This window comes from Polaromonas sp. P1_A2 (assembly GCF_056406895.1).
This window is the reverse complement of sequence record NZ_JBFTZI010000001.1, coordinates 529,717-545,192: the sequence shown is the minus strand read 5'-3', so window position 1 is coordinate 545,192 and position 15,476 is coordinate 529,717. Positions and strand designations below refer to the sequence as shown.

The window sequence follows — 15,476 nt, the reverse complement described above, 5'->3', positions numbered from 1 at the left end:
TTCCAAACTGGCACAGGGTTTGCCCTAGTCATGGCATGCCAGCCTTTTTTCAGTCTCTCCAAAGCGGTTTCCCGGCCCTGCGCCTGGCCCGCCTGGCGGCCGGCGCCAGCCTTGCGGCGCTGCTGCTGGCGGCGGCGCAAGCGCAGGCTTTTGGCCTGGACGATGTGGCCGCAATGGCCCGCCAGCGCTCGTTAACGCCCTGGCGCGAAGCCTCCCACGCCGTGCCCGCCGAACTGGCCAGGATGGCCTACGACAACTACCGGGACATCCGCTTCAACGCCGCCAACACGCTGTGGCGCGCCGACAAACGGCCTTATGAGGCGAGCTTTTTCCGCGTCGACCGGCATGGCGATTCGGTACGCATTCACGAAATCACGACAACCACACCGTAAGCGAAACATGGACCAACCTGATCACACCCTGATACCGTCCGGCGCGCGCAGCCTGCTGCGCGAGGAACGTCATCCGAATTCGGTCACGGCGCCGCCGCTGAACCGCGGCTCCATGGTGCCGCGCCCCTGGCGCGGTTTCTGGAACAGCATGGCGACCGCGCTGTTGCTGCCCTTGATGTCCATGTTCAAGGCCGGCGACCCGGCGGCCTTGCGCCCCTTGCCCGCCGCGCGGCCCGAGCCCTGGCAGCGCGCGGCCAGGCGCCGCCGCGCGGTGTTCCTGCTGCTGACGCTGGTCAGCACGGTGCTGGCGACCAGCATCTTTGCCGACATGCAGCCCGACTACGACAACGCCTGGCTGCAATATGGCCAGATCAGCCTGTTTGCGCTGCTCTCGGCCTGGGTGGTGACCGGCTTCATGACCGCGATGATGGGTTTTTACGTCACTCTCTTCGGCGACAGGCACGCGCTGTCGGCGAAAAAAGTCCAGCACTACCCGCTGGATGCGTCCACGCGCACCGCCATCATCATGCCCATCTGCAATGAGGACGTGCGCACCGTGTTCGCCGGCCTGCGCGCCACCTGCGAGTCGGTGGCCATGACAGGCCACGTGCGGAGCTTCGACGTGTTCGTGCTGTCCGACAGCAACAACCCGGACATCATCCAGGCCGAGCGCGCCGCCTGGGAAGACCTGCGCGCCCAGCTGGCCGGCCACCCCGACCAGCCGCAGATCGAGGTCTATTACCGCCTGCGCAAGCGCCGCACCGACCGCAAGGCCGGCAACGTGGCCGACTTCTGCCGCCGCTGGGGCAAGGACTACCGCTACATGGTGGTGCTGGATGCCGACAGCGTGATGAGCGGCGACTGCCTGGTCTCCATGGTCAAGCTGATGGAAGCCAACCCCAGGGCCGGCATCATCCAGACCGCCACCCAGGCCATAGGCCATGTGACCCTGCATGCGCGCGCGCAGCAGTTCGCCTCGCGCGTGACGGGGCGCCTGTTCACCTTGGGCATGCAGTTCTGGCAGATGGGCGAGTCGCACTACTGGGGCCACAACGCCATCATCCGCATAGAACCCTTCATGAAACACTGCGCGCTGGCCCACATCCCGGGCACGGGCGGCATGGCCGGCAGCATCATGTCGCACGATTTTGTCGAAGCCGCGCTGATGCGCCGCGCCGGCTACCACGTCTGGCTGGTGGGCGACCTGGTCGGCAGCTATGAACAGCAGCCGCCCGACCTGCTGGCCGAGCTGCAGCGCGACCGCCGCTGGTGCCAAGGCAACCTGCAGAACTCGCGCCTGATCGCCGAGCCGGGCATACACCCGGTGCACCGCTCCATGTTCGGCACCGGCGCCATGGCCTACCTGTCGGCGCCGCTGTGGCTGTGCTTCCTGACCCTGGGCACCGCGCTGTGGCTGTCGGGCTCGCCCATGATCGCCGACTGGACCCTGCTGCCGGGTGAGCTGATGTCGCTGTGGGCCTGGACGCTGTGCATGCTGTTCCTGCCGCGCATCCTGGGCATCGCCGCCGTGCTGATCAACCGCCAGCAGCAGTCCTACGGCGGCACCGCCAGCCTGCTGCGCAGCGCGCTGCTGGAAACCCTGATCGCCCTGCTGCAGGCCCCCATCCGCATGCTGGCGCACTCGCTGTTCGTGGTGGTGGCGCTGACGGGCCTGAAGCTCGAATGGAAATCGCCCCCGCGCGAAGCGGCCGCCGTGCCCTGGCGCCATGCGCTGGCGCAGCTGGCACCCATGTCGGGCGTGATCGCGCTGCTGGCCGTCGGCATCGCCGTGATCGACGCGCGCGCGCTGGTCTGGCTGATCCCGGTGGGCCTGCCGCTGCTGCTGTCCATCCCGATGACGGTGCTCACCAGCAAGGTCGGCGTGGGCACGGCCCTGCGCGCGCAAAACTACCTGCTGATTCCGGAAGAGACCCGCTCCCCCGCGGTGCTGCGCCGCGCCTGGCTGCATGCCAGCCGGCTGGCCCAGCCGCGGCTGAAGGCGGCCTGAAATTCCCTTCCCAAATAAAAAGCCGCTTGATCAAGCGGCTTTTTTATGGTCCCGGTTTTTCAGAACTTGGGCATGCCTTTCATGCCACCCATGCGCTTCATCATCTTCATCATGCCGCTGCCCTTCATCTTCTTCATCATGCCCTGCATCTGCTCGAACTCGTTGAGCAGCCGGTTGACTTCCTGAACGTGCACGCCGGAGCCGGCCGCGATACGGCGCTTGCGCGTGGCCTTGATGAGTTCGGGCTTGCGTCGCTCCAGCGGCGTCATGCTCTGGATGATGCCTTCCTTGCGCTTGATGTCCCTCTCGGCCTTGTCCATGTCGACCTGGCCGGCCTTGGCGGTCATCTGCGCCGGCAGCTTGTCCAGCAGGCTGGACAGGCCGCCCATGTTCTTCATCTGCTGCAGCTGGCCCAGGAAGTCGTTGAGGTCAAAACCGTCGCCCGACTTGATCTTGGCGGCCAGCTTTTGCGCCGCCGCCACGTCCACGCCGGCGGCGACCTGCTCGACCAGCGCCACGATGTCGCCCATGCCCAGGATGCGTCCCGCATGGCGCTCGGCGTCGAACACCTCCAGGCCGTCGATCTTCTCGCTGGTGCCTGAAAACTTGATGGGCGCGCCGGTGATCTGCCGCACGCTGAGCGCCGCGCCGCCGCGCGAATCGCCGTCGGTCTTGGTCAGGATGATGCCGGTCAGCGGCAGCGCCTCCTTGAAGGCCTTGGCGGTATTGACCGCGTCCTGGCCCTGCATGGCGTCGACAACGAACAGGGTTTCGACCGGGTTCAGGATGGCGTGCAGTTCCTTGATTTCGGCCATCAGGGCTTCGTCAATGGCGAGCCGGCCGGCCGTGTCGACCAGCAGCACGTCAAAGAAGTGCTTGCGGGCGTAGTCGATGGCCGCGCGGGCGATGTCGGCCGGCTTCTGCTCGGGCGTGCTGGGAAACCATTCGGCGCCGGCCTGTTTGGTGACCGTCTTGAGCTGTTCGATGGCCGCTGGCCGGTAAACGTCGCCCGAGACCGTCAGGACTTTTTTCTTGCGCTTTTCGATCAGGTGCTTGGCCAGCTTGGCGGTGGTGGTCGTTTTACCCGCGCCCTGCAGGCCGGCCATCAGGATGACCGCCGGCGGCTGCGCCGCCAGGTTGATATCGCTCACGCCCTCGCCCATGGTGGCGGCGAGTTCCTTGTTGACGATACCGACCAGCGCCTGGCCCGGCGAGAGCGAACCCATCACTTCCTGGCCCAGCGCCTTTTCCTTGACCCGGGCGATGAAGTCGCGCACCACCGGCAGGGCCACGTCGGCCTCCAGCAGCGCCATGCGCACTTCGCGCAGCATGTCCTGCACATTGGATTCGGTGATGCGGGCCTGGCCTCGCATTTCCTTGACGAGGCGGGATAACTTGTCGGTGAGGGCTGAGGCCATGGGGAGGCGCCACGGGCGTGGGGCGGTTAGGTGGGAAAGGAAAGGCTGCCAAAAGCTGCCAAGAGGCCGGCGGGTAAAGCCGCCGGGAAAGCAGTAAAGGCTAAACTCTAGCCATGATTTTAGCTTTGAGCGACTGGTGGGGTCTTGCGGCGGCGGCAGGCGCCGCTGTCGCCTATGCCGTCCTGGCGCTGGCCGCGCCGCGCCTGGGTGCCGCCTCCGTACGCGGCCTGCTGCTGGCCGCCTGGCTGCTGCACGCGCTGGCGCTGGCTGACGGCCTGCTGGGCGAGCCGCCCCGTTTCGGCTTTGCGCCCGCGCTGTCCATGACCGTCTGGCTGGTGCTCACGGTGTACGCGATCGAAAGCCGCCTGTTTCCGCAGCTACATGCGCACTGGGCACTGGCGGGCCTGGGCAGCGTGGCGGTCATCCTGGCGGCCGTTTTCCCCGGCACCACCTACCATGCCATCGCATCGCCCTGGCTGCCGCTGCACTGGGCCCTGGGCATTGCGTCCTATGGGCTGTTTGCCGCGGCAGTCGTGCACGGCTGGCTCATGACGCGCTCGGAGCGCTCCATCCGGCTGGCCGCGCAAACCGACGCCGGCGTGCCGCTGATGACGCTGGAGCGCCTGACCTTTCGCTTCGTCGAAGCCGGCTTTGTGCTGCTGTCGGCCACGCTGTTCGTGGGCTGGCTGTTCGCCGAAACGCTTTACGGGCCGGGCCTGGCCTGGAAGTGGAACCACAAGACCGTGTTCTCGGTGCTGGCCTGGCTGACCTTTGCCGGCCTGCTGATCGGCCGGGCGCGCCTGGGCTGGCGCGGCCGCAAGGCGGTGCACGTGTTGTACCTGGGCTCCGGCCTGCTGCTGCTGGGCTATGCCGGTTCGCGCTTTGTGCTTGAAGTCATCCTGAGGCGGGCATGAAATACCTGCTGGTCATGGGCCTGGTGCTGGTGGTGTTCTGGATCTGGCGGCACAACCGTGAAACAGAACGAGGCGAGGCCGCGCCGGCCCGCCAGCCGGCCCCGCAAAAACCAGGGCCCGCCATCACTGAAATCGTCGCCTGCGAGGTTTGCGGCGTGCATTTACCGAAAACCGAAGCGCTGATCGGCAGCAAAGGCATTTACTGCAGCGATGCGCACCGGCGCCAGGCCGGAGGCTAGATGAGCACGCCGTCCCATTGGTTTGAAACCGGCGGCGACAAGGGCTCAGGCAGCTGGGAAATCACGTCCGGGCCCGGCTCCTTCGGCCGCCTCTGGCATGTTTTCATGACAGCGCGCGTCGCCATCGCCGCCGTGCTGGTCGTCCTTCAGGCCTTCATCTACGTACTGGGCAACACCACCAGCCACTGGTCCATCGCGACCTGTATCACCTACCTGTGCGCGACCCTGGCCGTGCGGGTCTGGTCGCGGCCGCGGCCGCCCGGCAGCACCTTTGACGCGCAGTGGGTGCTGACCATAGGCGTGGACGTCGTCGCCTTCTCGGCGCTGAACTTCCTGCAGTCAGGCGGCATCAATTACACCCCGCTGTTCGCACTGCCGGTGCTGCTGTCCTCCATCCTCGGCCCCATCCTGCTGGCCTTCGGGACCGCCTCGAGCGTGACGCTGCTGCTGCTGGCCGATGCCTGGTGGAACTCGCTACAAGGACCGGGCGACTCCAACGCGCGTTTCCTGCAGGCGGGCTTGAGCAGCTCCGGCTTCTTCCTTGTCGCGCTGCTTGCCAACCACCTGGCCCTGCGCCTGGCCAGGGAAGAGCAATTGGCCAAACGCAGCCAGTCGGCCGCGCGCATGCAAACCCAGGTGAATGAACTGGTCATTGAAGCCCTGGCCGACGGCGTGCTGGTGGTCGACGTCAACGGCATCGTGCGCTCGGCCAACCCGGCTTCGCGCCGCCTGCTGGCGGCCGGCGACGCGGTGCGCAGCGCCCCCTTCATCCTGGCCACGGAAGCCGCCTGGCAACCCCTTGCCGAACTGACGCACCGCACCTTCGCGGCGCAATCACCGCAGGAAGAGGACATCAGCCTGGGCAATGCGGGCGGCAACACCCGGCGGCTGCATGTGCGCACGCGGCTGGCCGCATCGCCGAACGGCACGCATGAGAGCCTGTGCGTGATGTTCCTGGAAGACCTGCGCGAAATGGAAGCGCGGGTGCGAACCGAAAAAATGGCGGCCATGGGCCGCATGTCGGCCGCGGTGGCCCATGAAATCCGCAACCCGCTGGCCGCCATTTCGCAAGCCAACGCACTGCTCGAGGAGGACTTGCAGGACGCGGGGCAGCGCCAGCTCACCGCCATGGTCAGGCAAAACGCGCAGCGGCTGGCGCGCATCGTCGACGAGGTGCTGAATATCTCGCGGGCCCAGGCGCAGCTGCCTTCACCGCAAACCACCACGCTGCCGCTGGATGACACCGTCCAGAAAATCACCTCCGACTGGGCGGGGCAGACCGCGGCCGCCGCGCGCACGCGCGTCACGACGGCCTCGGACAACGCCGTCGTGGTTTTTGAACCCGAGCATTTGCGTCGCCTGATGATCAACCTGCTGGACAATGCCTTGCGCTATGCCAGCAATTGCGCCGGCGCGATCGAAGTCGCGACCTTGAACGTGGCGCCGGGGCAGGCGCGCCTGTCCGTCTGGAGTGACGGCCAGCCGCTGGAGCAGACCGTGCAGACCCACCTGTTCGAGCCTTTTTTCTCATCGGAAAGCCGCTCCAGCGGGCTGGGCCTGTATATCTGCCGCGAGCTGTGCGAACGCTATGGCGCCATGATCGGCTACCAGCGCGTGTTGCGCGAAGGCACCGACGGCAACGAATTTTTCGTCATGTTCAGGCCCTCCACGCAATCCCCGAACACGCCCTCGCCTTCTTTTGCCACAATGCCCAGCTGACACCATGAGCATGCAAGCCCCCGTTCCCCAGCAAGCCCGCATCCTCGTCATCGACGACGAGCCGGACCTGCGCACCCTCTATGAGCTGACCCTGCTCAGGGAGGGTTACCGGGTGGAAGCCGCCGGCGATCTGCTGCAGGCCCGCCAGCAGCTCAGCGAAAACCGCTTTGACGCGGTCATCACCGACATGCGCCTGCCGGACGGCCTGGGCCTGGAGCTGCTGCGCGACATGGTGAGCCAGCAGCGCAGCGAGCGCTGCGTGGTCATCACCGCGCACGGCTCCGCCGAAAACGCGGTCGAGGCCCTGAAGGCCGGCGCCTTTGACTACCTCACCAAGCCGGTCGACCTCAAACAGTTCCGCAGCGTGGTGGCGTCGGCCGTGCAGGGTGCCAAACATCCGGCGCCGGCCGCCGAAAAAACCCAGCGCGGCACGCCAGACTCGGGCATCGCCCCTTTGTCGCTGCCCCTGCCGATGGCCGCCGAGACCCCGCTGATCCTGCAGAAGCTGGTCGGCGAATCAGCCGTCATGCGCGCCGTCAAGTCGCGCATCGTCAAGGTGGCCGGCAGCATGGCGCCCGTGCTGATCCAGGGCGAGTCGGGCACCGGCAAGGAACTGGTCGCGCGCGCCGTGCACGGCTGCAGCCACCGCTCGGCAGGCCCGTTTGTGGCTGTCAACTGCAGCGCCATCCCGGAAAACCTCCTGGAAGCGGAGTTCTTCGGCGCGCGCAAGGGCGCTTACACCGGCTCGGCCCAGGACCGGCAGGGCTACTTCCAGGCGGCCAAAGGCGGGACCCTGTTCCTCGACGAAATCGGCGACCTGCCGCTGGCCATGCAATCCAAGCTCTTGCGGGCCATCCAGGAGCGCACCGTGCGCCCGCTGGGCTCGGCGCAGGAGGACCCGGTGGACGTGCGCATCGTCAGCGCCACCCACAAGGACCTGGTGGCCGAAGTCCAGGCGGGGACTTTCCGCCAGGACCTGTATTACCGGCTCAATGTGATCGAGATCCACGTGCCGGCCCTGCGCGAGCGCCGCGAAGACCTGCCGGACCTGTGCAAGGCCTTGCTTGCAAGGATCTGCCAGGAGTCGGGCTTCCCCGTACCCGAGCTGACCGAGTCCGTGCTGGGCCAGTTGCGCGCCCTGCCCTTCAACGGCAACGTTCGCGAGCTTGAAAACACCCTGCACCGGGCGGTGGCGCTGGGCGACGGCAGCGAGCTGCATTTCGATGCGCCAGCCGAAGAGCAAGTCGCCGTTCCGGAAAACCTGCAGGATTACCTGGATCGGCAGGAGCGCAGCATCCTCACGAAAGTGCTGCTGGAAAACGGATTCAACCGCACCGCGGCGGCCGCCAGGCTGGGCCTGAGCCTGCGCCAGATCCGCTACCGCATCGCCCGCCTCAATATCGTCACGCCGGGCAGCGAAGACCCCGCCGATGGACTCGACGCCGCCGATGACCCCGCCTGAAAGCCGGGACGGCGCTCCGCAACCCTTGTGGCGGGATGGCTGGTACCGCTATGCACGCGCGCTGGCATCGCCCAATTTCGGCCCGCGGCCGGAAGGCGCGCAGATCGACCTCGTGGTGATTCACTCCATCAGCCTGCCGCCCGGCGAATTCGGCAACGGCAACGTGCAGCGGCTCTTTACCAACCAGCTCGACTGGGAAGCCCACGCTTACTTCCAGGGCATACGCGGCCTGCAGGTGTCGTCGCACTTCTTCATTGCCCGCACCGGCGCCCTGTGGCAGTTTGTCGGCTGCGGCGACCGCGCCTGGCATGCCGGGGAATCAAAGTACCGCGGACGCGGCAACTGCAACGACGACTCCATCGGCATTGAACTCGAAGGCCTGGAGGGCGGCGTTTTCGAAGCGCCGCAGTACGAGACCCTGGCCGGGCTGTGCGCCGCGCTACTCGAGGCCTATCCCATCGCCCACATCGCGGGGCATGAACACATCGCGCCGGGCCGCAAGCAGGACCCCGGTGCGGGTTTCGACTGGCCCTTGCTGCAAGACTCGCTGGCCTTGCCGGCTAGGTACTTTCCCGAAACTGTTTGAGCGGCGCGCGGCACAAAACCACACCAGTGTGGTGCGCTTTGCCGCGGAAAATTTTCCGTTATTTTTACCGCGCTAACATGGGCTTGTGTTGGCAGGCCAAAGCCCGCGACAAGGCGCGCCGCAGCGTCGCACAATGCCCGCAGGCCTGATGAAATCAGGCTTTGCGCGGGATGAGCGGCACGAATACAAAGGCCTTAGGCGAGGGGTCCGAAGTGGAATGAAAAAGCCACAAAACGTAACGGTCCATAAACTCGGCGGTACACTACCTGTAGTGGCTTGTATTCCCCCAATACCCTAGGTATAGTGCCTAAGCCCTAATTCAAGATTGATGTAATTCGGGCCCCGGCGGTGAGAAATTGGTTCATGTTTTTGAACCGCTCCCGCCAAACGGATTGCCCGCAACAGCACATCAGCCAGTCATAAAACAAAGCAAAGAGGAAGTCATGCAAACAGCACAACACGCAGTGCCCGCAACACCCGGTCTGGCCGCCGGCAACCCGGCAGCCAGCGAACCCAACACCCAGTCCAATCCGCTTGCCCACTACCAGATCATCCGCCGCAACGGCGGCGTGGTGCCGTTTGAGCCCAACAAGATCGCCGTGGCCATGATGAAAGCCTTCCTGGCCGTTCACGGAACGCAGGGCGCGGCCTCGGCCAGCGTGCGCGAAACGGTCGACGGCCTGACCCAGGCGGTGATCCGCGCGCTGATGCGCTCGCGCCCGGGCGGCGGCACCTTTCATATAGAAGACGTGCAGGACCAGGTCGAGCTCGGCCTGATGCGCGGCGGCCACCACGAGATCGCCCGCGCCTATGTGCTGTACCGCGAAAAACGCACGCAGGAGCGCGCACGCCAGCCCCAGACCCAGGCGCCTGCGGCCCCCCTGATCCACGTGACCGACCGCGGCAACCGCGTTGCCCTGGACATCCGCAACCTGCAGGCTCTGATCGAAGCGTCCTGCGCCAACCTGGGCGCCGACGTCAAGCCCGACCCCATCGTCGCGGAAACCATGCGCAACCTCTACGATGGCGTTCCCATCGACGAGGTCTACAAGGCCTCCATCCTGGCGGCGCGCACCCTGATTGAAAAAGACCCCGACTACACCTACGCCACCGCGCGCCTGCTGATGCACACCATCCGCCGCGAAGTGCTGGGCGAGGAAGTCACCCAGGCGGACATGGCGATCCGCTATGCCGAATATTTCCCGCAGTTCATCGCCAAGGGCGTGCAGAACGAGCTGCTCGACGAAAAACTACAGCAGTTCGACCTAGCCCGACTGGGCGCCGCGCTCAAGCCCGAACGCGACCTGAAGTTCGACTACCTCGGCCTGCAGACCCTGTTTGACCGCTATTTCCTGCACGTGCGCAAGCAGCGCATCGAGTTGCCCCAGGCTTTCTTCATGCGCGTGGCCATGGGCCTGTCGCTCAACGAAATCGACCGCGAAGAGCGCGCCATCGAGTTCTACGAAATCCTGTCGTCCTTCGACTTCATGTCGAGCACGCCCACCCTGTTCAACGCCGGCACCCTGCGCTCGCAGCTGTCGTCCTGCTACCTGACCACGGTCGCCGACGACCTGGGCGGCATCTACGATGCCATCAAGGAAAACGCCCTGCTGTCCAAATTCGCCGGCGGCCTGGGCAACGACTGGACGCCCGTGCGCGCCCTGGGCGCCCATATCAAGGGCACCAACGGCGAATCGCAGGGCGTAGTGCCTTTCCTGAAAGTCGTCAACGACACGGCGGTCGCCGTCAACCAGGGCGGCAAGCGCAAGGGCGCCGTCTGCGCCTACCTGGAAACCTGGCACCTGGACATCGAAGAGTTCCTGGAACTGCGCAAGAACACCGGCGACGACCGCCGCCGCACGCACGACATGAACACCGCCAACTGGATTCCCGACCTGTTCATGCGCCGCGTGATGGAAAAAGGCAGCTGGACCCTGTTCTCGCCGTCCGACACGCCCGACCTGCACGACAAGTTCGGCAAGGATTTCGAGAAGATCTACACCGCCTACGAGGCCAAGGCCGAGCGCGGCGAGATCAAGCCCTCCCGCAAGGTGCAGGCCACCGACATGTGGCGCAAGATGCTGTCCATGCTGTTTGAAACCGGCCATCCCTGGATCACCTTCAAGGACGCCTGCAACGTGCGCTCGCCGCAGCAGCACGCCGGCGTCGTGCACTCCTCCAACCTGTGCACCGAGATCACGCTCAACACCAGCGACACCGAAACCGCCGTCTGCAACCTCGGCTCCGTCAACCTGGTCCAGCACCTGAAGGACGGCGCGGTCGACCACGAGAAGCTCAAGAAGACCATCACCACGGCCATGCGCATGCTGGACAACGTGATCGATATCAATTACTACGCCGTCAAGAAGGCCCGCGACTCCAACATGCGCCACCGCCCCGTGGGCCTGGGCATCATGGGCTTCCAGGACTGCCTGTATGAGCTGCGCGTGCCTTACGCCTCCCAGGAAGCCGTCGAGTTCGCCGACAAGTCCATGGAAGCCGTCTGCTACCACGCCTACTGGGCCTCCACCGAGCTGGCCAAAGAGCGCGGCAAGTACGCCAGCTACAAGGGCTCGCTCTGGGACAAGGGCGTGCTGCCGCTGGACACGCTGGACATGCTGGCTGAGCAGCGCGGCGGCTATGTCGAGATCGACCGTTCCGCCACGCTGGACTGGGAAGCCCTGCGCAAGAAGATCGCCAAGGACGGCATGCGCAACTCCAACTGCGTCGCCATTGCCCCGACCGCCACCATCTCCAACATCATCGGCGTGGATGCCTGCATCGAGCCCTGCTTCGGCAACCTCTCGGTCAAGTCCAACCTGTCCGGCGAATTCACGGTCATCAACCACTACCTGGTGCGCGACCTCAAGCGCCTGAACCTGTGGGACGACGTGATGGTGGTGGACCTCAAGCACTTTGACGGCTCCCTGCGCCCCATCGACCGTGTGCCCCAGGACGTCAAGGCGCTGTACGCCACGGCCTTCGAAATCGAGACCTCCTGGATCGTCGAGGCGGCGGCGCGCCGCCAGAAATGGATAGACCAGGCGCAGTCGCTCAATATCTATATGGCGGGCGCCTCGGGCAAGAAGCTGGACGACACCTACAAGCTGGCCTGGTTGCGCGGCCTCAAGACCACTTACTACCTGCGCACCCAGAGTGCGACGCACGCCGAGAAATCGACCGTGACCGCGGGCAAGATGAACTCGGTGTCATCCGGCTCCGCGCCCGCGAGCAGCGGCATGAGCGCGCTCGAAGCGGCGGCCGCCGCGGCGCAGGCGCAGATGAATGCAACGCCCGCCACCGACATCAAGTTCTGCGCGATCGATGACCCGGGATGCGAGGCCTGCCAATAAAAAAACACCGGATCGCGCGGCCACCCGGCCGCACGATTCGATGTATATGAGCAACACAATTTTGTAGCGATGTGAATGAACACTTTTCATTTTGTATCGCTGCTTTCATAATCCCACAGTATTGGAAACCTCTATGTTGACCTGGGACGAAGAAGTCAAACCATCGTTGCAAACACCTCAGAACAGCGGCTCGCCCGAAGGCCGCTCGATGGAACTTCCGCCTCTTTCTTTTAACGCCGCCGAGCAACCCCAGGCGCAAGTGCGCATGCTCAACGACGGCGCCTTCGCACCTGCGCAAGCTGCGGCCCCTTCGGCTCCCGTCTCCGCCGAACCCGCCAAGGCGCAGCGCGTCAAAGCCTCCGACAAGCGCATCATCAACGGCCAGACCGACGTCAACCAGCTGGTGCCCTTCAAATACAAATGGGCCTGGGAAAAATACCTCGCCACCTGCGCCAACCACTGGATGCCGCAGGAAGTGAACATGACGCGCGACATCGCGCTCTGGAAAGACCCGAACGGCCTGACCGAGGACGAACGCCGCCTGGTCAAGCGCAACCTGGGTTTCTTCGTGACCGCCGACTCGCTGGCCGCCAACAACATCGTGCTGGGCACCTACCGCCACATCACGGCACCCGAGTGCCGCCAGTTCCTGCTGCGCCAGGCTTTCGAGGAAGCCATCCACACCCATGCCTACCAGTACATCACTGAGTCGCTGGGCCTGGACGAAAGCGAGATCTTCAACGCCTACAACGAAGTCCAGTCCATCAAGGACAAGGACCAGTTCCTGATCCCTTTCATTGAAGTCATCTCCAACCCGCACTTCAAGACCGGCACGCCCGAGGCCGACCAGACCCTGCTCAAGTCGCTGATCGTCTTCGCCTGCCTGATGGAGGGCCTCTTCTTCTACGTCGGCTTCACGCAGATCCTCGCCCTGGGCCGCCAGAACAAGATGACCGGCGCCGCCGAGCAGTACCAGTACATCCTGCGCGACGAGTCCATGCACTGCAATTTCGGCATCGACCTGATCAACCAGCTCAAGCTGGAGAACCCGCACCTCTGGACGGCGGAGTTCAAGGCCGAGATCAAGGCCCTGTTCATGAAGGCCGTCGAACTGGAATACCGCTACGCCGAGGACACCATGCCGCGCGGCGTGCTCGGCCTGAACGCCTCCATGTTCAAGGGCTACCTGCGCTACATCGCCAATCGCCGCGCCACGCAGATCGGACTTGAAACTCTCTTCCCCAACGAGGAGAATCCATTCCCGTGGATGAGCGAAATGATCGACCTGAAAAAAGAACGCAACTTCTTTGAAACCCGCGTGATCGAGTACCAGTCCGGTGGTGCCCTTTCCTGGGATTGATTGAACAAGACGCGCAACACAAGCCGACAATGATTTCTAGAATTGCAACGACCAACGACGACACCGCAGAGTGCGCGCTGGGCTTTGCTCCTGTGTTCGCGGCGCTGGGACCGGTTTATCCGGGGCCCAACGCCGTGAATCGCTTTACGTACTCCAACCGTGAAGTGCTCTTTGCAACGTGATCAAGGAGAAAACTATGGCAACTGCGAAAAAAACTGCGGCTAAAAAAGCTGCTCCGAAGAAGGCTCCTGCTAAAAAGGCAGCAGCTAAGAAGGCTCCTGCTAAAAAAGTAGCAGCGAAAAAAGCTCCGGCTAAAAAAGCTCCAGCGAAAAAAGTAGCGGCCAAGAAGCCAGCTGCGAAAAAATCGCCAGCGAAAAAGCCAGCAGCCAAGAAGGTAGCGGCCAAGAAGCCAGCGGCGAAGAAAGCCGCAGCGAAAAAGCCAGCAGCCAAGAAGGCCGCGAAAAAGGTAGCGAAGAAACCAGCGGCCAAGAAAGCCGCTGCGAAGAAGCCTGCCGCCAAGAAAGCAGCGAAAAAGCCCGCTGCGAAGAAAGCCGCGAAAAAACCTGCTGCCAAAGCTGCGAAAGCACCCGCTGCAGCGGCTGCCCCTGCGGCTCAGACTACTCTGAACCCGCAAGCTGCCTGGCCGTTTCCGACCGCCAGCAAGCCGTAAGCAGTAAGGTAATTCTGCTTAGAGCCCGATATCGAAAGATGTCGGGCTTTTTTCATGCCCGCCCCGCTCCCCACGCCCGCCATCATCCCGCCCATGCCACTGCCTGAGCTTGCCTTTCTGCGGATGGAAAAGAACGGCGACGTGCTGGTCGATGTGCACGTGGTGCCGAATGCCGCCAAAACCCAGGTCGTGGGCCTGCACGGCGAAGCCGGCCAGCTCGCGCTGCGCCTGCGGCTGCAGGCGCCGCCGGTGGACGGCAAGGCCAACCAGGCACTCGTGAAATGGCTGGCCGGCTGCCTCGGTGTGCCGCAGCAGGCGGTCACGCTGGCGCGCGGGGAGAGCTCCAGGCGCAAGCAGCTGCGCGTGAATGCCGCGGCGGCCGGCCGCGCCGCCTGGGATGAGCTGGTGAAAGCGGCGGGCCAGGACGGCCCACCCGCCTGAGGGGCGCTCTTTAAGCCGAGATTTGTTCGGCCGACAGTGTGTAGTTCTGGCCGCCGCGCGTCGCGATCTTGAGCGCGCCGACCCGGTTGCCCAGCGCGGCGCAGCGCGCCAGCGGCCAGCCTTGTTCCAGGCCGAACAGCAGCGCCCCGCGAAAGGCGTCGCCGCAGCCGGTCGGGTCCACCACAGCCTCGGCCTTCACGGGCGGCACCAGGGTTTTTTCGCCGTCTATCCAGACTTCGCAGCCTTCGGCGCCCAAGGTCACCACCAGGCCCTGCACGCGCCGCGACAATTCGGCGCAGGACAGGCCGGTGCGGTCGCAGAGCATTTTGGCTTCGTAGTCGTTGACCGTCACCCAGGTCGCCAGCTCGACGAAATGCGCGAGTTCCTTGCCGTCAAACATGGGCAGGCCCTGGCCCGGGTCGAACACAAAGGGGATGCCGGCGGCCTTGAACTGCTCGGCATGCTGCAGCATGGCATCGCGGCCGTCGGGCGAAATGATGCCCAGCTTGATGTCGCCGCGCGCCGCGATGCGGGTCACATGGGCCTGCATCATCGCGCCGGGATGGAAAGCCGTGATCTGGTTGTTGTCGCGGTCGGTCATGATCATGGCCTGCGCGGTGTAGGTGCCCTCGACCTGGCGCACGAACTCGGTGCTGATGCCCAGCGTCTTCATGCGATCCACATACTCGGCGCCGTCGCTGCCGACCGTCGCCATGGGCAGGGCCGTGCCGCCCAGCTGCCGCAGGCTGTAGGCGATGTTGCCGGCGCAGCCGCCGAATTCGCGGCGCAGCGCCGGCACCAGGAAGGACACATTGAGGATGTGCAGCTGGTCGGGCAGGATCTGCTCGGAAAAGCGCCCCTCGAAAGTCATGATGGTGTCAAACGCCAGGGAGCCACAGATAACAGCGGACATT

General features: G+C 64.7%; 13 protein-coding genes. 11 read left to right on the top strand and 2 right to left on the bottom strand.

Annotation, left to right across the window (positions count from 1 at the left end):
* The first annotated feature begins 35 nt into the window (after positions 1 to 35).
* Together AC1D09_RS02580 and mdoH are read left to right on the top strand one after the other, a co-directional pair.
* On the top strand, positions 36 to 392 hold the full coding sequence (locus AC1D09_RS02580; protein WP_477661404.1) for a glucan biosynthesis protein: 357 nt from the start codon (positions 36 to 38) through the stop codon (positions 390 to 392).
* A gap of 7 nt (positions 393 to 399) precedes the next feature.
* Complete coding sequence (mdoH, locus tag AC1D09_RS02575; protein WP_477661405.1) at positions 400 to 2,400, top strand: glucans biosynthesis glucosyltransferase MdoH; 2,001 nt, start codon at positions 400 to 402, stop codon at positions 2,398 to 2,400.
* Positions 2,401 to 2,459: 59 nt separating this feature from the next.
* Here mdoH and ffh read toward each other — a convergent pair whose 3' ends face one another.
* The gene (ffh, locus tag AC1D09_RS02570; protein ID WP_413325546.1) at positions 2,460 to 3,818 is read right to left on the bottom strand and encodes a signal recognition particle protein; all 1,359 of its coding nucleotides are present in this window, start codon (positions 3,816 to 3,818) and stop codon (positions 2,460 to 2,462) included.
* Positions 3,819 to 3,931: 113 nt separating this feature from the next.
* Between ffh and AC1D09_RS02565 the strand changes: the two genes are divergently transcribed.
* From AC1D09_RS02565 to AC1D09_RS02525, 9 genes are all read left to right on the top strand, one after another.
* Positions 3,932 to 4,732 (top strand): cytochrome C assembly family protein, encoded by an 801-nt coding sequence (locus AC1D09_RS02565; RefSeq protein ID WP_477661406.1) that lies wholly within the window; start codon positions 3,932 to 3,934, stop codon positions 4,730 to 4,732.
* Positions 4,729 to 4,971, top strand: a complete 243-nt coding sequence (locus tag AC1D09_RS02560; protein WP_477661407.1) for a PP0621 family protein — start codon at positions 4,729 to 4,731, stop codon at positions 4,969 to 4,971. Before AC1D09_RS02565 ends, AC1D09_RS02560 begins: the two co-directional genes overlap by 4 nt.
* Positions 4,972 to 6,690: a sensor histidine kinase gene (locus tag AC1D09_RS02555; protein WP_477661408.1), complete on the top strand. Its 1,719-nt coding sequence runs from the start codon at positions 4,972 to 4,974 to the stop codon at positions 6,688 to 6,690.
* A gap of 4 nt (positions 6,691 to 6,694) precedes the next feature.
* Positions 6,695 to 8,152, top strand: coding sequence for a sigma-54-dependent transcriptional regulator (locus tag AC1D09_RS02550; RefSeq protein ID WP_477700917.1), 1,458 nt, complete (start codon positions 6,695 to 6,697; stop codon positions 8,150 to 8,152).
* A complete protein-coding gene (gene ampD, locus AC1D09_RS02545; protein ID WP_477661410.1) occupies positions 8,139 to 8,738 on the top strand; it encodes a 1,6-anhydro-N-acetylmuramyl-L-alanine amidase AmpD in 600 nt (199 codons plus the stop codon). Before AC1D09_RS02550 ends, ampD begins: the two co-directional genes overlap by 14 nt.
* Positions 8,739 to 9,181: 443 nt before the next feature.
* Positions 9,182 to 12,091, top strand: a complete 2,910-nt coding sequence (locus AC1D09_RS02540; protein WP_477661411.1) for a ribonucleoside-diphosphate reductase subunit alpha — start codon at positions 9,182 to 9,184, stop codon at positions 12,089 to 12,091.
* Between the two features lie 133 nt (positions 12,092 to 12,224).
* Positions 12,225 to 13,451, top strand: coding sequence for a ribonucleotide-diphosphate reductase subunit beta (locus AC1D09_RS02535; protein ID WP_477661412.1), 1,227 nt, complete (start codon positions 12,225 to 12,227; stop codon positions 13,449 to 13,451).
* A 196-nt stretch (positions 13,452 to 13,647) separates the two neighbouring features.
* Positions 13,648 to 14,121 (top strand): histone H1-like DNA-binding protein, encoded by a 474-nt coding sequence (locus tag AC1D09_RS02530; RefSeq protein WP_036837576.1) that lies wholly within the window; start codon positions 13,648 to 13,650, stop codon positions 14,119 to 14,121.
* 54 nt (positions 14,122 to 14,175) lie between these two features.
* A complete protein-coding gene (locus AC1D09_RS02525; RefSeq protein WP_477661413.1) occupies positions 14,176 to 14,562 on the top strand; it encodes a DUF167 domain-containing protein in 387 nt (128 codons plus the stop codon).
* 10 nt (positions 14,563 to 14,572) lie between these two features.
* Here the strand turns inward: AC1D09_RS02525 and AC1D09_RS02520 are convergent, their stop codons facing one another.
* The gene (locus tag AC1D09_RS02520) at positions 14,573 to 15,475 is read right to left on the bottom strand and encodes a carbohydrate kinase family protein (RefSeq protein ID WP_477661414.1); all 903 of its coding nucleotides are present in this window, start codon (positions 15,473 to 15,475) and stop codon (positions 14,573 to 14,575) included.
* Position 15,476: the final 1 nt, after the last annotated feature.